The sequence below is a fragment of the Spiribacter onubensis genome (assembly GCF_040838425.1).
GTDB lineage: Bacteria > Pseudomonadota > Gammaproteobacteria > Nitrococcales > Nitrococcaceae > Spiribacter > Spiribacter onubensis.
Window position 1 is genome coordinate 123,801 of the sequence record NZ_JBAKFI010000002.1, and the last position, 17,855, is coordinate 141,655.

Below are 17,855 nucleotides of genomic sequence, written 5' to 3' on the forward strand. Positions count from 1 at the left end.
ATGCGGCCGGGGTGTCAGCCCCGCCGGCGGGTGATGCGCAGCACGGCGGAGAGTCCGCGCAGGCGGCGCATGATTCGCGCCAGGTGGACACGTCCGCGCACACCCAGCACCAGCTTCATGGAGGCAATCATGCCTTCCTTCTCCTCGATTTCAACGGCGTCGATGTTTGAATCGAGGTCGGAGATCACCGCCGCCACATTCGCCAGGACCCCCCGCCGGTTCATCACCTCCAGATCGATGGCCACCGGGTAGTCGCCTTCGGCGACCGCATCCCACTGCACATCCACCCATTTCTCGGGGTGGTTGCGGTACTCCCGGATGTTGTTGCATGCCTGGTGATGGATGACGACGCCCCGGCCGGCACTGGCGAAACCGACAATCGGATCCCCGGGGATCGGCCGGCAGCATCGCGCGAAGGTCACTACCGCACCCTCGTTGCCGCGAATGGTCAGCGCTCCACTCGGCGCTTCCTGACCGGCATTGTCCGCCTGTTCTTCGGTACCGGCGAGGTAGCGGGCCACCAGCCAGGGCATCCGACGCCCCAGCCCCACCTCTTCGAAAACCGTATCGAGGCTTTTCACGCCGAGGGATTCCAGCGCCTGGCCCACCTCGTCACCCGGCAGATTGGCCAGACTGAGCCCCATGGCATTCAGCGCCTGCTCCACCAGCCGACGGCCCAGATCCACGGCCTCGACGCCCTGCAGGCGCTTGAGGCTGTGGCGGATCGCGGCGCGGGCCTTGGCGGTGACCACGAAATCCAGCCATGCGGGATTGGGCCGGGCGATCGGTGCGGTGATGATCTCCACCGTCTGGCCCGTCTCCAGCGGCGTGCGCAGCGGGGCGAGCCGGTTGTCGATATTGGCCGCGATGCAGGCATCGCCGATCTCCGAGTGCACGGCGTAGGCGAAATCAACCACCGTAGCGCCCTTGGGCAGCTCCATGATGTCACCGCCCGGCGTGAAGACGTAGACCTCGTCGGGCAGCAGGTCGATCTTGACGTTCTCAATGAACTCGAGCGAGTTGCCGGCGTTCTCCTGCATTTCCATCAGGCCGTGCACCCATTCCCTCGCGCGGGTCTGCGCGACGCTGGTGGGCCCGCCAGCGTCCTTGTAGAGCCAGTGCGCGGCGATGCCGGCCTCGGCCACCCGGTCCATCTCGGCGGTGCGGATCTGCACCTCGAGCTGGACCCGCCGTGGCCCCACGAGGGTGGTGTGAAGGCTCTGATATCCGTTCACCTTGGGGATGGCGATGTAATCCTTGATGCGACCCGGCAAGGGCTTGTACAGACCGTGGCAATGGCCGAGCACCCGGTAGCACGTATCCACGTCGGCCACGACCACGCGGAAGCCGTAGACATCGAAGATATCGTCGAATCCCGCCTGCTTGTTGCGCATCTTCTGGTAGATGCTCCAGAGATGCTTCTGTCGGGCGATGACGCGGGCGTCGATGCCGCCTTCAGCCAGACTCTCGCGCAGCTCGTCGCGCACGCTGTCGAGCAGTTCACGCCGCGATCCGCGCTGCTGGCGCACCCGCTCCTTGAGCACTCGGTAGCGCATGGGATAGAGCGCGGCGAAACCAAGATCCTCGAGCTCGACGCGCACACTGTTGATGCCCAGGCGCTGCGCGATGGGGGCGTAGATCTCCAGGGTTTCACGGGCGATGCGCGCCCGCTTGCTGGGCGGCATCACGAAGATGGTCCGCATGTTGTGCAGACGGTCGGCGAGCTTGATCAGGATGACCCGGATGTCCTGGGACATCGCCATGACCATCTTGCGGAAATTCTCCGCCTGCGCCTCGGCCTTGCTGCGGAAGTTGATCTGCGTGAGCTTGGAGACGCCATCGACGAGCTGCGCCACCTCGGCCCCGAAGGCCTCGGCGATTTCCGCCTTGGCGGTGGGCGTGTCCTCGATCACGTCATGCAGGATGGCCGCGCAGAGGCTCTCCGCGTCCAGACCCATCTCGCCCAGGGTCCGGGCCACCGCAAGCGGATGGGTGATATACGGTTCTCCGGAGAGACGGCGCTGGCCATCATGGGCAGCCGCGCCAAACTGGTAGGCCCGATAGACCTGCTGGACCTGACGTGGCTCGAGGTAGTCCTCGAGCAGCGAGCAAAGGTCGGCCGCGCGGGTTGCGGAATCGGAACCCGCTGCCTCCCGTTTCACCGCCGCCTCGCCGCTTGCCATGGATGCCGGATCAGTCGGCCGGCTTCTCCTCATCAGGGATCGCCCCGGAAGCGGCGGTGCCGGACTCGGCCTGCTCCGTTTCAGCGTCTTCGACCGCCTCGCCCGCCGCGGCTTCGGCGGCATCGTCGAGCGCACCCAGCGCCTCGGCGGCCTCGGCCTCGACATTGAGGATTTCCGACGTGACGTAGCCATCGGCGATTTCGCGCAACGCAACGACCGTGGGCTTGTCGTTCTCCCAGTCGACGAATGGCTGACTGCCATGCGCCACCTGACGGGCCCGGCGCGTTGCGGCCAGCACCAGTTCAAACCGATTGTCGATCGTATCGAGGCAATCCTCGACCGTCACTCGCGCCATGCCGGCAACCTCCAGATTTCGCTGATTTCTCTGATCTCTGCCAGTGTAGCGTGAAAGCCCACAACCACCAAAGCCCTGTCGACCGCGCAGGGCGCATACCCGGCATCGACCGGGCCCTCACACCCGATCAGCGGACACCCACCGCCCCGCCAGTCAATGCCGCCAGCGCATCGGCGCTGACGCCGATCTGATGGGCGAGTCGCAGGCGCCGGACACGGATGATCGCCTCGAGATCGGCCAGCGCCGTGTCAAAGTCGTCATTCCAGACCAGATAGTCGTATTCGCCGCAATGACTCATCTCATCCACCGCGGCGGCCATGCGCGAGGCAATCACCTCATCACTGTCCTGACCCCGGCCGCGCAGACGCTGCTCGAGGGCATCGCGCGAAGGCGGCAGGATGAAGATCGAAACCGTCTGCGCCAGACGCTCGCGGATCTGTCTCGCACCCTGCCAGTCGATCTCCACGAGCACGTCGCGGCCGGCGGCAAGATCCGCCTCCACCGCCGCATAGGTCGTGCCATAGCGGCGATCGAACACCCGGGCATGCTCCAGAAAGGCATCAACCTCGATCAGGCGCCGGAATTCGCTCTCGTCAACGAAGTGGTAGTCACGCCCTGCCTGCTCACCGGGCCGGGGCGAGCGGGTGGTGTGTGAGACCGAGATCACCAGCTTCGGATCGCGTTCCATCAGCGCACGCAGCAGCGAGGTCTTGCCCGCGCCGGAAGCCGCCGAAACGATGTAGAGGGTGCCTGTCGTGCCCGTATTCATCTGCTTGATGGTACCCTGTGCGGTCTTTTTCCGCACTTTCGTGAATACAGCAGGAGAACGCAATGCGCCCCAGTGGCCGAGCCGCCGATCAACTTCGCTCCATCCGTCTGACCCGCGGTTTCACGCGACACGCCGAGGGCTCGGTGCTGGTGGAGTTCGGCGACACGCGGGTCCTGTGCACCGCTTCGGTGGAGGAGCGCGTGCCGCCGTGGCTGCGCAACAGCAACCGGGGCTGGGTCACCGCGGAATATGGCATGCTGCCGCGCGCAACGGGCAGCCGGACCGATCGCGAGGCGGCCCGCGGGCGCCAGCAGGGGCGCACGGTGGAGATCCAACGCCTGATCGGTCGCGCACTCCGGGCGGTGGTCGATCTGGAGGCGCTCGGCGAGCGCCGGGTCGTCATCGACTGCGATGTGCTCCAGGCCGACGGGGGCACACGCACTGCCTCGATCACCGGCGGCTATGTCGCCCTGGCCGATGCCGTCGGCACGCTGATGAAGGCCGGTAAGGTCCGCCGTAATCCCCTGCATGGCCAGGTCGCCGCCATATCGGTTGGCATCCATCAGGGAACGCCGGTCCTGGATCTGGACTATGCCGAGGACTCGGAAGCGGAAACCGACATGAACGTCGTCATGAATGACGCCGGCCATTTCATTGAGGTTCAGGGCACCGCCGAAGGCCATGCCTTCCGGCGGGCGGAACTGGACGGCATGCTCGACCTCGCCAGCGACGGCATCGACCGGCTCATCACCGAACAGCGGGCCGCTCTGGAGAGTTGAGATGGCAATCATCCCGCGCCTGGTCATCGCCAGTGGCAATCGCGGCAAACTGGCGGAGCTCGAATCGCTGCTGACCGGTCTGGTCGACGAGGTCCTGCCGCAGTCGTTCTACTACGTGCCCGAGGCCGAGGAGACCGGCACCACCTTTGTCGAAAACGCCATCATCAAGGCACGGAATGCGGCGGCACACACCGGCCTGCCGGCCATTGCCGATGACTCCGGCCTGGAGATCCCGTCACTCGACGGCGCACCCGGCGTACGATCCGCGCGCTGGGCGGGCGAGGATGCCGACGACGCGGCCAACAATGCCCGGCTGCGGGATGAACTGCTCGATCTGGCCGAGGCCGAGCGGGCCGCTGCCTATCGCTGTGTGCTGGTGTTCATGCGGCACGCGGCGGATCCGGTGCCGATCATCACCGAGGGCGTCTGGCATGGCCGGCTGGTCGACCAACCGGCGGGAGACGGGGGGTTCGGTTACGACCCGCATTTCTTCCTGCCCGAGGCGGGCTGCACGGCTGCGCAACTGCCCGACGAGACCAAGAACCTGCTGAGCCACCGGGGTCAGGCACTGGCCTCGATGCGACGGCGTCTGGAGACGGAATGGACAGCGTCCTGACGCCCCCACCACTGGGTCTCTATGTCCATCTGCCGTGGTGCGTCCAGAAATGCCCCTACTGCGACTTCAACTCGCATGCCCTGCGGGGCGATCTGCCGGAGTCGGACTATATCGACGCGCTGCTGCGCGATGCCGAGACGGAGGCGGCACGGGCGACCGGGCGTCGGGTGGAGACGGTCTTCATCGGGGGCGGCACACCCAGCCTCTTCACTGCGGGGGCGATCGCCCGCCTGCTGCGGGGACTCGGTGAGCGGCTGTCCATCTCGGCGGATGCCGAAGTCACACTGGAGGCGAACCCGGGCACGATCGAGGCGGGCCGCTTCGAGGGGTTTCTGGACGCCGGCGTCAACCGCCTCTCGATTGGCGTACAGAGCTTCAACGATGACCACCTGCGACGCCTTGGCCGCATTCACGGGGGCAGCGAGGCAAGCCACGCGGTGGAGGCGGCCCAGCGCGCCGGCTTCGAGCGCATCAACCTGGACCTGATGCATGGGCTGCCGGCGCAGTCCTGTCAGCAGGCGGTGCACGACGTCGACCAGGCACTGGCCCTGGGCATCCAGCACCTCTCGCACTATCAGCTGACGCTCGAGCCGGGTACAGCCTTCCACGCCCGTCCGCCAACGCTGCCCGACGAAGATCGGCTGGCCGACATCGAAGCGGCCTGCGCGGCAAGGATCACGGCAGAGGGGCTACAGCGCTATGAGGTCTCCGCCTGGGCGACGCCCGGCGAGGAATGCCGTCATAACCTCAATTACTGGGGTTTCGGCGACTATCTGGCCATCGGTGCCGGCGCCCACGGCAAGATCAGTCATTCCGATGGCCGTATTCAGCGATACAGCAAGCTGCGCATGCCCCGCCAGTACCAGGCGAGCGCCGGGACACCGGCCGCGACCGCCGAGACGCGCACGGTGACGATGGACGAACGGCCCCTGGAGTACCTCATGAACGCCCTTCGATTGACCGCCGGGGTGCCGATGCGTGATGCCCTCGCCCGAACGGGACTGCCGAGAGAGGCCTTCGAACCTGCCCTGGGCGAGGCACGGGCGCAGGAGCTGCTGACGGATGACCCGGCCTGGCTGCAGGCAACGACGCAGGGTCAGCGGTTCCTTGACGATCTGCTGGCTCGATTCCTTGATGCAGCCCCCGATGACACGGAGGTCGGTTCCGGATGATCGAGACGCTTGTCATCGAATGCCCATACTGCGGCGAGGCGTTTACGACCGTCGTCGACTGCTCCGCCGGCGACCAGGCCTACATCGAGGACTGTGTGGTGTGCTGCCGGCCGATCGAATGCCGCCTTACCGTCACCGCGGACGGACCGACACTCGAGGTCCGGCGCGACGACGATTGAGCGGGCCCGGAATGCCCGCGGTTCAGAAAGGCAGCGGCGTCTTGTTCAGCGCCACCAGGACGATGTAACCGTACACCGCAAGCGCGCCGAAGAAGGCCCCGAAGCGCACCGGCGCAGGACGACCGCGCTTGAATGCGACGACGCCGAGCATGATGTAGACCACCAGGGCGATGATCTTGGCGGTGATCCACCCATGCAGCTCAACCGGGTAGCGCCAGCCGATCCAGGCCACCGCAAAACCGGTCAATAACAGCAGGGTATTGATGACATGGGGGAGGATCCGTACCCAGCGTCGCTTCAGCATGCCCGAGCCGGCCACCGTCCAGCCGCCCCGGAGGATGAAGAGCAGCACGGTCAGCGTGGCCACCGTCGTATGCAGATGCTTCAGCGCAATATAGAGCATGGTGTCTTCCCCAGAGCCCAAACCGTCAGTCGGGGGCGGATGTTACCGGGCCGGCCAGCGCCTGTCACAGGCGATCGGCGGTCAACGCCCTGAGTGCAGCGCAACATCGTCTCTTGTACCCATGGCTGCAAGGGCCTAAGATACCGCGCTTCCGAATCCAGCGTCTCGAGAAACGCCATGAAGAAAGACATTCATCCCGAATACCGCCAGGTCGTGTTCCAGGATATCTCCTCGGACTTCTCGTTTCTGACCCGTTCGACGGTGCAGACCGATGACACGATCCAGTGGGAGGACGGCAATGAGTACCCCCTCGTGAAGGTGGAGATCTCCAGCGCCAGTCATCCCTTCTACACCGGCAAGCAGCGCGTCCTCTCCAGTGGCGGCCGCGTGGATCAGTTCCGTCGCCGTTACGGCGCGATGGCTAAGGGTGCCAAGGACTGAAACGCCAACGGCGGCAATTCGCTGATCGGATTGCCGTGACCTGACAATGCCAGCACCTGGCGCCACCAGGAGTCGTTTCATGGCCGACAAGACTGTCACGATCACCGATAATGCCACCGGCAAGCAGTCCGAAATGCCGGTCCGTCAGGGCACGCACGGGCCCGATCTGGTCGACATCCGGACACTGCAGAGCGAGCTGGGTTACTTTACATACGACCCGGGCTACAGCTCGACGGGCAGCTGCCAGAGTGACATCACCTTCATTGATGGCGATCAGGGTATCCTGCTCTACCGCGGTTATCCCATCGAACAGCTCGCCGAGCAGAGCTCGTTCCTCGAAGTGTCGCGCCTGCTGATCCATGGTGATCTGCCAAACAAGGCCGAACTCGAGGAATTCGAAGAGGCCATCACGCGGCACACGATGGTGAACGAAAGCCTGCGGATCTTCTTCAACGGCTTTCACTACGACGCCCATCCCATGGCCATGCTCACCGGCGTTGTCGGCTCGCTGTCGGCGTTCTATCACGACACCATCGACATCAACGACCCGGAGAACCGCCTGCTCTGCGCGCACCGGATCATTGCCAAGATGCCGACGATCGCCGCGGCCGCGTTCAAACACATGGTGGGCGAGCCGTTCGTCCACCCGCTCAACCGCCTCTCCTACACCGGCAACCTGCTGAACATGCTGTTCGCCCGGCCCAGCGAGGAATTCGAGATCAATCCGGTGGCCGAACGGGCGCTGGACCAGCTCCTCATCCTCCATGCCGATCACGAGCAGAACGCCAGCACCTCGACGGTCCGGCTGGCGGGCAGCACCGGGACGAACCCGTTCGCGGCCATCGCATCCGGCTGTGCAGCGCTCTGGGGCCCTGCCCATGGCGGTGCCAACGAGGCGGTACTCCGCATGCTCAGCGAGATCGGTTCGGTCGAGCAGGTGCCGAAGTTCATCGAGAAGGCCAAGGACAAGAACGATCCTTTCCGGCTGATGGGCTTCGGTCATCGGGTCTACAAGAACTACGACCCCCGTGCCACCATCATCCGCAAGACCTGTCACGAGGTGCTGGACGAGCTTGGCGTCGCCAACGATCCACAGCTTGAGCTGGCCATGAAGCTGGAAGAGATCGCCCTCGCCGATGACTACTTCGTCGAGCGCAAGCTCTATCCGAACGTCGACTTCTACTCGGGGATCATCTACCGGGCACTCGGCATCCCGACGGAGTTCTTCACGGTCTTGTTTGCGATCGGCCGCACGCCGGGCTGGATCGCCCAGTGGATGGAAATGCTCGCCGACCCGGAGCAGCGTATCGGCCGACCCCGCCAGCTCTACACCGGTGCCGCGCGGCGAGATTACGTGCCGCTCCACCGTCGCGGCTGAGCGATCCGCTCAGGCGCTGGCGCCTTCGGCGACCAGCGCCTCCACCTCTCCTCTCCCCGCACGCGGCATGGGACGTCCATCAACGGGACTTCGGGGTGGGTGATGTCGGTCGCGCCCGGTGAACACCGCCAGATTCACGGGCGTCTCCCCCGCCACGAAGTGATGAACCGGGACGGATTCATATTCGTCATCAAACCGCAGGCGCCTCTCCTCGGTATCGAACGGAATATCGTGGTCCATCAGAAAGAACACGACGTCCTCCGGCGTCTCCGCGAAGCAATGCAATTCCACCGCACTATCCGGCCCCGCCGTGCCATCCAGCACCTGCCCGACGAGGCGCGGCCGGAACGGCGCGAAGAATTCCATGGCCTCGAGCGCCGAGCGGCGCAATGCCTGGAGCGCTGACTGCTGACGATCGCCACCGAACAGGCGCTGGTAATCCTGCAGCGCCGCCTGGATCTCCCGGTTCTGGGGCAGGTTCGTCGTCCGCGGCGCATTCAGCTGAAGCGCAGCCTTGCGCTTGGCCTGGGAGAAATCCCGGATGCCCTCCACGGCCATGATTCGGGCCGCCTCCTGGATCAGTCGCTCGCGCATCCGCGCGTCACGGCTTGCCTTTCCCCTTGCCATCGCAATACGTCCCCCGTTCAGAAAATCGGTTGCCCGCCCGAAGCGCCGCCCCCCTCCCCGTGGCTGCTCTCCGCCGAGGCATCGCCACTGGGCAGATTCGACTCCCGGAATGTCTCGAAAATGGCATCCGGTGTGTCGGCGCCGGCAAGCTGTCCGCTATCCGGATCGATCCGCACGGTCACCAGCCCGTCCGGTCGCGGCCATTCCGACTCGGGCCGCCCATCCAGCGCCGCCTGCATGAAATCCGCCCAGATCGGAAGCGCCGCCCGGCCACCGGTCTCATAACGGCCCAGCGTCTGCAACTCGTCAAATCCCACCCAGGCCGTCACGACCAGATCACCGTTGAACCCCGAAAACCAGGCATCCCGCTGTTCATTGGTGGTGCCGGTCTTGCCACCCAGATCACTGCGACCCAGCGCCCGGGCGGAACGCGCCGTGCCCTCCTGGATCACATTCTGGAGCATGGAGCGCATCAGCCAGGCGTTTTCCGCACTGATCGCGCGCTCGGCGGGCCGGGCCGCGGGCCGCCGGGGTCCCTCCGGGCCCGGTTCGGCCGGCTCGATGGCGTCGGCGGCCACCGCACGTGACGGCCAGCTTTCGTAGACCACGGAACCGTCACCGTCCACCGCGCGCTCGATGTAATACGGAGTGACCCGATAGCCGCCGTTGGCGAAAACGGCATAGGCCCGGGCAAGCTCGAGCGGGGTGACCTCCGCGGCGCCGAGCGCCAGGGAGAGATTAGGGGGCAGGCGGTCGCCCGGGATACCGAACCGCTCGATATGATCAATGGCCGTCCGCACGCCGACCTGGCGCAGGAGCCGGATCGACACCAGGTTGCGCGAATACGTCAGTGCCTCGCGCAGCCGGGTGGGTCCGAAGACCCGGCCGCTGTAGTTTTCCGGCCGCCAGACGTCCTCGAGCGATGCGTCCTCGAACACCACTGGGGCGTCATTGACCTGGGTCGCCGGCGTGAAACCGTCGGCCAACGCCGCCGAGTAGATCAGGGGCTTGAACGCCGACCCCGGCTGTCGGGCTGCCTGCGTGACCCGGTTGAACTTGCTGAGCGTGAAGTCATACCCCCCGACCAGAGCCTCGATACGGCCGTCGTCCGGATCCAGTGCCACCAGACCCGCCTGCGGTTCCGGCGTCTGCGCAAGCCGCCAACCACCGTCGCTGCGCCGCAGGTAGACCACATCGCCGGCAACCAGAATGTCCGCCGCCTGCTCGGGCCTCGGCCCCATGGCGTTACGCCCCAGTTGCGGCCGCGCCCATTCCATGCCCTGCCAGTCCAGCTCGAGAGTTGACCCGTCAGCGGTGACAAGCGTCGCGGAGCGCTCGGCGATCGCCGTCACCACGGCAACCTCCAGGTCCCCCGGCCGGTTGAAGTCCGACAGGCGCTCCGTCAGGGCCCCGCGCCCTCCCTCCAGCCGCGCAGGGTCGAGCTGTGCCAGCGGGCCGCGATATCCATGCCGTTCGTCGTAGCCATGCAGACCCCGCCGCAGCGCATCGCGCGCCTGCCGCTGACGTTCGGCCGAAATCGTGGTGTAGATCTCGTAGCCGCTGGTGTAGGCGGCCTCGGCCCCAAATCGACCCACCGCCCAGGCACGCGCCATCTCGGCGATGAAGGGCGCATCGACGCTGCGCCGACGACGATGCCGCTCCGCAGTGACGGGAGCGGCCATGGCCTGCTGATAGCTCGCCTCGTCGATGAAGCCGCTATCGAGCATGCGGCCGAGCACATAGGCCCGCCGCTGCAGGGCCCGCTCAGGATCGGCCAGTGGGTTCCACGCGGAAGGGGCCTTGGGCAGGCCGGCGATCATCGCCTGCTGTGCGAGGGTGAGCTCCGCGAGGGGACGTCCGTAGTAGACCTCGGCCGCCGCCGCCACACCATAGGCCCGCTGGCCGAGATAGATCTTGTTGAGATAGAGCTCGAGAATCTTGTCCTTCTCGAACTGGCGCTCAATGCGGAGGGCCAGGAGGATCTCCCGCAGCTTGCGCAGGTAGGTCCGCTCGGAACTGAGAAAGAGGTTACGCGCCAGCTGCATGGTGATGGTGCTGCCGCCCGGCCCCTTTTCGCCAGTGCGAACCAGGTACCAGACCGCCCTCGCCAGGCCTTGATAGTCTACACCCGGATGCTGGCGGAAGCGCTGGTCCTCCGCGGCGATGAAGGCCTGCTGCAGACTCGTGGGCACCGCCGCGAGCGTCACCGGGGTACGCCGCATCTCGCCGAATTCGTCGATCAACTCGCCATCGGTCGTATAGACCCGCAACGGGACCTGTAGCTCAACGTTGCGGACGGCCTCAACGCTGGGCAGACCGGGGGCGAGCACGATGTAGGAGACGGCCAGTCCGCCGGCGGCAAGGAGGCCGAGCGCCGCGAGGCCGGCTAATGTCTGCAGGGAGCGCCTGATGATGCGTGACATGAAACCCCATAAGTGCAGGGACGCTGTCCTTATTGAGTATAGCACCGGGCGGCCCGAGTTCCGCGTCCGACGAAATTCGGACTTCTGAACTCATGCTCGGTCCGATCAGGCGAGACCGGACGGTGCTGGGCGTCGATATAGGCGCCACCGCCATCAAGGTGGCGGCGGTCGATTTCCGGCACAGGACACCCCGCCTCAGTGGCTTCGCCATTGAGACACGCCCGGCCGGCACGGAGGCCTCAAGCACCATGATCCGCAGGGCAGCCGCCGCCAGTGCCGCGCATGGACGGATCGCGGCCACCGCCGTTCCAGCCGAGGCGGTCATCACCCGGGTCATCGAGCTTCCCCGCGGCCTCGATGAGACCGCATTGCGCGCCCGCGTCAGCCTCGACATCGAAGACTCCCTCAGGCAGCCGCGCGACGACGTCGCCCATGATTTCCGGACGTTACGCGATGACCAGGCCGGAGAAAGCCAGACGGTCCTGGTGGTCGCCACACGCCGCGACGAGCTGCAGGCGCGCCGGACTCTGCTCACGGCCAGCGGATTGCGCTGCCGACTGGTCGATGTTGATACCCATGCGGTGGCCCGGGCCGCTCTGGCCGACGCCCGGCTCCGCCCCCCGGATGACACCCGGCCAACGGCGTTGCTCGACATCGGCACCCGGCTTCGACTGACCGTATTCGACCGCCAGCGGATCCTCTACCAGCAGGACCACGGCATGAAGACCGATGCCGCCACCGATGAACGCCTGGAGGTCATCGAGCGTGCCCTCGCGGTGCATCATGGCAGCCAGGAATCGCGGCTGCCGGCGGCCCTCGCCCTCGCCGGAGGCGGAACGGACCGCCAACTGGCCAGCGCCCTGGGTGAGAGGGTCGGTATCCCCGCGTACTGCGTTGATCCCCGCCCGGCGATCGCCGTCGACGAAACCCTCGGCATCGACGGCTTCACCACCCGCCTTCCCCGCCTGCTCACCGCCATTGGTCTGGCGCTGCATGCCGGAGATGACCATGCCCATTGGCGTTAACCTGCTGCCCTGGCGCGCCGAGCGCGACCGGCGCGCACGACGCCGAATGTGGCTGGCGATGCCGACTGCGACCCTGATCGGCCTCGGCATCATGCTGATGGCGACGCTGGTCATACGGGGAATGCACGAGGAACGGCTGGATGCCAACACGCGGGTACGCCAGCAGATCGATGCGCTGGCAGACCGGCGCGCCGCCACCGAGCAACTGAAACAGACGCACGGAGCGCTGAGTCGGCGCATGGCGGCCATGGAGGCACTGCTGGACGGCCAAACCCGCGCCCTGGATGAACTGACGGGCCTGATGGAGGCGTTACCGGACGACGTCCGTCTCATGGGGGTCGAGCGCGGGGCGGAGCGGTTGGTGATCGAGGGCCTTGCCCCGGCGCCCGTCTCGGTCTCCGCCCTGATCACCGCGCTCCGCGCATCACCGCGGTTTCCAGCGCTGCGCTTCGAGCGACTCACCACCCGCCCGGCACAGGGCCACAGCGGCGATCGGTTCCGCATCGTCGTTCGCCGCGCGCTCGAGAGAAATGCGGGAGAAGGCAACGATCAGGGAGTCCAGCAGTGAGCGTCGGAACCTGGCGACGGATCACCCTCATGATGCTGGTGGGCCTGACCGCCGGGTGGTTCGCGATCCTGCGCCCCGAGCTGAACGCCCGGGAGATGGCGGAGGACGAGGCCGAGCGCCTTGCATCCCGTCTCGCGGCCCATCGCACCACCGCCGCCCGACACGATGAATGGCGGACCCGGGTAGAGACCCTGAGCCGGCAAATCCGTGCCCATCCCATGCGCCTGCCCCGTGAACCCGATCTGCCCGGGCTGCTCGGCCGGATCGCCAGGGTTGCCACGGCCACTGGTACCCGACTGATCGGCGTGGAGCCGCAGAGCCCGGTCACCACGGCCGACTATCGGCAGCGTGCGGTGACGCTGCGGCTCAAGGGGGAATGGAGCGGTCTGATTGACCTGCTGGTAAGGCTTGAACATGAGACCCGGGCGGTCACGATGAACCGCTTGAACCTGACACGCCGGAACCCGGATGCCGACGGCCCGTCACTGACGCTCACATTGACCTTGACCGGTTACTGGCAGGTCGGTGACGGCGCCCTCATCCCGAGTGATACCGGCCCGGCAGGCTGGATGGCATCCGACCCGGGAACCGATGGCGATCGGCCGGCGGCACTCGCGCGCGATCCTTTCCGATCCCGACGCGTCGAGCCGGAGGGCGCGGCGGACGCACTGACCTATCTGGGCCGGATCCAGGTCGGCGATCAGGTCTGGGCGCTGGTCCGCGATGCCAGCGGCACGATCCACTCCCGTCAGAGCGGGACCGCTCTCCCGGGCGGCGGAAGGCTCGGGCGGGTGACGCCGACCGCTATTATCGTCCACCGCCCCGGAGAGACTGGAAACCGGGGCAGGCCGGTCGCCCGACAGCGGATTGCACTCAACGACTCAGGAGGATGACGATGCCTGCCGTCGCCAGCCGTTTGTGCCGCCGGTTCGCCGGACTGGTTCTGATGCTGGGTGCCATGGCAGCCAGCGGGACGGAAGACCCAACGGTGCGGCTGGATATCCGTGACATGACGCTGCCCGAGGTCATGGACCAGGTCCGCGCCGTGACCGGCGGAGAGCTTTCCGTCGAGAAAAACGGCCGCCAGGCCAACCGCGCGATGCCCGCCGACCGTGACGGGGCCGCCTTCCTCCCCACGGTCTTCCTACCGGTGAAATACGCCACGGCGGCCGACCTTGCGGCCTTGATCCAGGGGCCCCGGGTACGCGTGGACAGTCGCACCAATACGCTCATCGTGAGCGGCACCAGAGCCGAGCTGCAACGTGCCAGGGCCCTGGTGCAACGGCTGGATGTCCCGGTGCGCCAGGTCCTCATCGAGGCGCGGATCGTCATTGCCAGCGAGGATTTCAGCGACGAGATCGGCGTGCAGTTCAGTGCCTCGCGGCGCAGCCAGGCCGGTGATAGTGTGATCATCAGCGGCGGCACCCTTAACGACGAGGGCCTGATGGTCGATCTGCCAGTGGGCAATGCCGCCGGCTCGGCAGGTCTGGCCATCGGCAAGGTGGGCAGTTATCTGCTGCAGCTCGAGCTCTCGGCCATGGAGAGCGAAAACCGCGGCGAGATCATCTCCAGCCCGCGGGTCGTCACCGCCAGTAACCAGCAGGCCGAAATCAAGCAGGGCGTGCAGATCCCCTTCGAGCAGGCCACTTCCAGCGGTGCCACCAGCATCGCCTTCCGTGACGCCGTGCTTGGCCTGACGGTGACACCGCAGATCACGCCGGACGACCAGATCCAGCTGACACTGGCGGTCAATCAGGACAGCCGCGGAGAGGAGACGCCGGAGGGGCCGGCGATCAACACCCAGTCCGTGCGCACGCATGTGCTGGTCGCCGACGGTGAGACCGTCGTCCTGGGCGGCGTCTTCGAACAGACCCGGCGCAATGGCGTGCGCCGGATTCCCCTGCTCTCCGATCTGCCGGTGGTGGGGGGTCTTTTCGAGCGCCGCATGCGGGTCGACGACCGCAGCGAGTTGCTGATCTTCGTCACACCCCGCATTCTCGAGAACCCGACGGCGACGACAAACACGGTAGAATCCGGCGGATGACCACCAGTGACCGCGTCTTTCTCATCGGCCCGATGGGGGCCGGCAAGAGCACCATCGGCCGACGTCTTGCCGATCGGCTGGGGCTTGCCTTCGTCGACCTCGATACGGCCATCGAGTCTCGGACCGGCGTCGATATCCCGCGGATTTTCGACATCGAGGGAGAGGCCGGCTTCCGGCGCCGGGAGGCGGAGCTGCTGGATGAGCTCACCTCGCGCCGCGACATCGTGCTGGCTACCGGAGGGGGTGCGGTACTCGACGACGCGAACCGACAGCACCTGGCTCAGCGCGGGCTCGTGGTCTACCTGCGCGCCAATGTCGCGACCCAGCTGGCCCGCACACGCAACAGCCAGCGCCCTCTCCTGCAGGGCGAGGACCCGGAGGGCCGACTGCGCGCCATTCTCGAGACACGGGCTCCGCTCTACGAATCCCTTGCCGATCTCGCCATCGATACGGAAGATGGCATGCCCGATCGCATCGCACAGCGGCTCGCCCACCAAATTCGCAGACCGGGATTACCCCATGAAGCATGATCGGCGTCTGGTCGAGGTCGCCCTCGGCGATCGCAGCTACCTCATCCACATCGGCCGCGGCTTGCTGCGGGATGCCGCGCTGATGCGCGAGAACATCCCGGCCCGGCAGGTCATGATCATCAGCAACGAGACCGTGGCTCCGCTCTATCTCGACGCCCTGAAGACCGCGCTGGGCGAGCGCCGCATCACGGCCGCATCGCTGCCGGATGGCGAACAGGAGAAGTGCCTGGAATCAATGCTGCCAGTCTTCGACGAAATGCTGGTCAACGGCTTCGGCCGTGATTGCCAGGTGGTCGCCCTGGGTGGTGGCGTGATCGGTGACCTGGCCGGCTTCGTGGCCGCCACCTACCAGCGCGGTGTCGATTTCGTCCAGGTCCCGACAACCCTCCTGGCGATGGTCGACTCCTCGGTGGGCGGCAAGACCGGCGTCAATCACCCGCGGGGCAAGAACATGATCGGCGCGTTCCACCAGCCGCGGGCGGTCATCGCCGATCTTGCCGTGCTCGAGACGTTACCGGACCGGGAGCTGCGGGCCGGTATGGCGGAGGTGATCAAGTACGCCCTGCTGGGTGACCGCGAATTCCTGGACTGGCTCGAGGGCCACGTCGATGCGGCCCTGGCGCGCGAACCGGACGCGCTCGCCTTTATCGTCGAGCGCTGCTGCCGCAACAAGGCGGCCATCGTCGCCGCGGACGAGCGCGAGGCGGGTCAGCGGGCGCTGCTCAACCTCGGCCACACCTTCGGCCACGCCATCGAGGCAGCCCGGGGGTACGGCGACTGGCTCCACGGCGAGGCCATCGCCGCCGGCATGTGCATGGCCGCCCGCATGTCCGCCCGCCAGGGCTGGATCACGCCGCAAGACCGGGACCGGGCGGTGGCGCTGATCGCCCGGGTCGGCCTGCCGACACAACCACCGAGCGACCTGGATGCGGTGCGCTTCCGCGAGTTCATGGCGCGGGACAAGAAAAACCGTGATGGCGAACTGCGGCTGGTGCTCCTGCGCGGGCTGGGCGACGCCATCGTCACGGCGGACTACGATGACGCGGCGCTGACCGCAACGCTGGAGGGCAGGGCCGATGCCTGAGGTACCGGTCGATCCACCCGGCCTGGCGCATTACGCCTCCCGACCCTCGGCCAGTCGTGGCCGAAAACATGCCGACGACCGGCCCGATCTGCGCAACGCCTTTCAGCGAGACCGCGACCGCATCATCCACAGTTCCGCATTCCGGCGGCTCGAGTACAAGACGCAGGTCTTCGTCAATCACGAAGGCGACCTGTTCCGCACCCGCCTCACTCACAGCCTTGAAGTCGCGCAGATCGCCCGCACCATCGCCCGCGCGCTGGGCCTCAACGAGGATCTCACCGAAGCGATCGCCCTTGCCCACGACCTCGGCCACACCCCCTTCGGCCATGCGGGCCAGGAGGCCCTGAACGCCTGCATGTCCGGGTATGGCGGCTTCGAGCATAACCTCCAGTCGTTACGGGTGGTCGATGTCCTCGAGGGCCGTTATCCCGACTTCGACGGCCTCAACCTCACCTTCGAGACGCGTGAGGGTCTGGTCAAGCGCTGTCCGCTGGAGCAGGCGGAACGGCTCGGCGACATCGGCAGACGGTTCGTGCAGGGGACCCAGCCCTCGCTGGAGGCCCAGCTCACCAACATCGCCGATGAGATCGCCTACAACAGCCACGATATCGATGACGGCCTGCGGGCCGGTCTACTCGAGCTCGATGCACTGCGCGAAGTCGAGTGGATCGACTCACTGTACGGGGATATCCAGGCCGTCCATCCGGGGCTCAACGGGCGCCGGCTTGTCTATCGCATCGTCCGCGAGCTGATCGCCGGCCAGGTCAACGACCTGCTCGCAGTCAGCCGCGACCGCATCCGCGAGGCCAGTCCGGACGGGCCCGAGGCAGTACGGGCCCTCGAGCGGCCGCTCATTGCATTCAGTCCGCAGATGCAGCAGCGCCATCGGGAGCTCAAGGGCTATCTGCTCGAACACCTCTACCGCCACTATCGCGTCCATCGCATGACCACCAAGGCCGCCAGAGTGATCGAGTCGCTCTTCGAGATCTTCATGGGCGACGTCCGGCTACTGCCACCGCAGTTCCGGCAGGCCGCGGAGGAACGTGCCCGGCGGGATGGCGACCGCGGCCGCGCCCGGGCAGTCGCCGACTACATTGCCGGCATGACCGACCGCTTCGCCATCGACGAACACGAACGCCTGACGACACCGAAAACGCTCACCTGAAGTTGCCGGAAAAAGGCCCGCGCGCTATATTGTCGGGCCATTTGCCCAGTGAAACGGGAGCGGACAGTGGCGAGACGGTCCGGCCCCGGGATCCCCGCAGAACCGAGGAGAGCA

Annotated in this window: 19 protein-coding genes; 13 read left to right on the top strand and 6 right to left on the bottom strand. The window is 66.5% G+C overall.

From position 1 onward, the window contains the following. Nucleotides 1-14 precede the first annotated feature (14 nt). The 3 genes from spoT to gmk form a co-directional block, all read right to left on the bottom strand. Nucleotides 15-2,183 carry a bifunctional GTP diphosphokinase/guanosine-3',5'-bis pyrophosphate 3'-pyrophosphohydrolase gene (gene spoT / locus V6X63_RS04025; RefSeq protein WP_367967301.1) on the bottom strand — a complete coding sequence of 723 codons (2,169 nt, stop codon included), beginning with the start codon at nucleotides 2,181-2,183 and terminating at the stop codon, nucleotides 15-17. Nucleotides 2,184-2,193: 10 nt separating this feature from the next. Beyond that, nucleotides 2,194-2,538: a DNA-directed RNA polymerase subunit omega gene (gene rpoZ / locus V6X63_RS04030; RefSeq protein ID WP_367967303.1), complete on the bottom strand. Its 345-nt coding sequence runs from the start codon at nucleotides 2,536-2,538 to the stop codon at nucleotides 2,194-2,196. 127 nt (nucleotides 2,539-2,665) lie between these two features. Beyond that, nucleotides 2,666-3,307: a guanylate kinase gene (gene gmk, locus V6X63_RS04035; RefSeq protein ID WP_367967304.1), complete on the bottom strand. Its 642-nt coding sequence runs from the start codon at nucleotides 3,305-3,307 to the stop codon at nucleotides 2,666-2,668. Nucleotides 3,308-3,369: 62 nt separating this feature from the next. Here gmk and rph point away from each other — a divergent pair, with 62 nt between their 5' ends. The 4 genes from rph to V6X63_RS04055 are packed head-to-tail and all read left to right on the top strand — an operon-like array spanning nucleotide 3,370 to nucleotide 6,053. Next, complete coding sequence (rph, locus tag V6X63_RS04040) at nucleotides 3,370-4,086, top strand: ribonuclease PH (protein ID WP_367967305.1); 717 nt, start codon at nucleotides 3,370-3,372, stop codon at nucleotides 4,084-4,086. Between the two features lies 1 nt (nucleotide 4,087). Next, nucleotides 4,088-4,702 (top strand): RdgB/HAM1 family non-canonical purine NTP pyrophosphatase, encoded by a 615-nt coding sequence (gene rdgB / locus V6X63_RS04045; protein ID WP_367967306.1) that lies wholly within the window; start codon nucleotides 4,088-4,090, stop codon nucleotides 4,700-4,702. Further along, nucleotides 4,687-5,874: a radical SAM family heme chaperone HemW gene (gene hemW, locus V6X63_RS04050; RefSeq protein ID WP_367967307.1), complete on the top strand. Its 1,188-nt coding sequence runs from the start codon at nucleotides 4,687-4,689 to the stop codon at nucleotides 5,872-5,874. Before rdgB ends, hemW begins: the two co-directional genes overlap by 16 nt. Then, a complete protein-coding gene (locus tag V6X63_RS04055) occupies nucleotides 5,871-6,053 on the top strand; it encodes a CPXCG motif-containing cysteine-rich protein (RefSeq protein WP_367967308.1) in 183 nt (60 codons plus the stop codon). The genes hemW and V6X63_RS04055 overlap by 4 nt, the downstream gene beginning before the upstream one ends. Nucleotides 6,054-6,075: 22 nt before the next feature. Here V6X63_RS04055 and V6X63_RS04060 read toward each other — a convergent pair whose 3' ends face one another. Beyond that, nucleotides 6,076-6,456 carry a SirB2 family protein gene (locus V6X63_RS04060; RefSeq protein ID WP_367967309.1) on the bottom strand — a complete coding sequence of 127 codons (381 nt, stop codon included), beginning with the start codon at nucleotides 6,454-6,456 and terminating at the stop codon, nucleotides 6,076-6,078. Between the two features lie 177 nt (nucleotides 6,457-6,633). On the opposite strand from V6X63_RS04060, the gene V6X63_RS04065 reads away from it, so the two are divergent. Beyond that, entirely contained in the window at nucleotides 6,634-6,897 is a 264-nt protein-coding gene (locus tag V6X63_RS04065; RefSeq protein ID WP_367967310.1) for a type B 50S ribosomal protein L31, read from the top strand. 79 nt (nucleotides 6,898-6,976) lie between these two features. Continuing rightward, nucleotides 6,977-8,275, top strand: a complete 1,299-nt coding sequence (locus V6X63_RS04070) for a citrate synthase (protein ID WP_367967311.1) — start codon at nucleotides 6,977-6,979, stop codon at nucleotides 8,273-8,275. Between the two features lie 9 nt (nucleotides 8,276-8,284). Here V6X63_RS04070 and V6X63_RS04075 read toward each other — a convergent pair whose 3' ends face one another. Beyond that, complete coding sequence (locus V6X63_RS04075; protein ID WP_367967312.1) at nucleotides 8,285-8,902, bottom strand: hypothetical protein; 618 nt, start codon at nucleotides 8,900-8,902, stop codon at nucleotides 8,285-8,287. Between the two features lie 17 nt (nucleotides 8,903-8,919). After that, the gene (locus tag V6X63_RS04080; protein ID WP_367978187.1) at nucleotides 8,920-11,325 is read right to left on the bottom strand and encodes a penicillin-binding protein 1A; all 2,406 of its coding nucleotides are present in this window, start codon (nucleotides 11,323-11,325) and stop codon (nucleotides 8,920-8,922) included. Between the two features lie 92 nt (nucleotides 11,326-11,417). Here V6X63_RS04080 and pilM point away from each other — a divergent pair, with 92 nt between their 5' ends. Genes pilM through V6X63_RS04115 form a run of 7 tightly spaced genes read left to right on the top strand, consistent with a single transcriptional unit; the run spans nucleotide 11,418 to nucleotide 17,741 of the window. Beyond that, entirely contained in the window at nucleotides 11,418-12,350 is a 933-nt protein-coding gene (pilM, locus tag V6X63_RS04085) for a type IV pilus biogenesis protein PilM (RefSeq protein WP_367967314.1), read from the top strand. Further along, on the top strand, nucleotides 12,334-12,918 hold the full coding sequence (locus V6X63_RS04090) for a PilN domain-containing protein (RefSeq protein WP_367967315.1): 585 nt from the start codon (nucleotides 12,334-12,336) through the stop codon (nucleotides 12,916-12,918). Before pilM ends, V6X63_RS04090 begins: the two co-directional genes overlap by 17 nt. Beyond that, entirely contained in the window at nucleotides 12,915-13,811 is an 897-nt protein-coding gene (gene pilO / locus V6X63_RS04095; protein ID WP_367967316.1) for a type 4a pilus biogenesis protein PilO, read from the top strand. The genes V6X63_RS04090 and pilO overlap by 4 nt, the downstream gene beginning before the upstream one ends. Nucleotides 13,812-13,813: 2 nt before the next feature. After that, nucleotides 13,814-14,962, top strand: coding sequence for a type IV pilus secretin PilQ (gene pilQ / locus V6X63_RS04100; protein WP_367978188.1), 1,149 nt, complete (start codon nucleotides 13,814-13,816; stop codon nucleotides 14,960-14,962). Beyond that, the gene (gene aroK, locus V6X63_RS04105; RefSeq protein WP_367978189.1) at nucleotides 14,959-15,492 is read left to right on the top strand and encodes a shikimate kinase AroK; all 534 of its coding nucleotides are present in this window, start codon (nucleotides 14,959-14,961) and stop codon (nucleotides 15,490-15,492) included. The genes pilQ and aroK overlap by 4 nt, the downstream gene beginning before the upstream one ends. After that, nucleotides 15,482-16,576, top strand: a complete 1,095-nt coding sequence (aroB, locus tag V6X63_RS04110; protein WP_367967319.1) for a 3-dehydroquinate synthase — start codon at nucleotides 15,482-15,484, stop codon at nucleotides 16,574-16,576. The genes aroK and aroB overlap by 11 nt, the downstream gene beginning before the upstream one ends. After that, nucleotides 16,569-17,741 carry a deoxyguanosinetriphosphate triphosphohydrolase gene (locus tag V6X63_RS04115; RefSeq protein WP_367978190.1) on the top strand — a complete coding sequence of 391 codons (1,173 nt, stop codon included), beginning with the start codon at nucleotides 16,569-16,571 and terminating at the stop codon, nucleotides 17,739-17,741. Before aroB ends, V6X63_RS04115 begins: the two co-directional genes overlap by 8 nt. Nucleotides 17,742-17,855 lie beyond the last annotated feature (114 nt).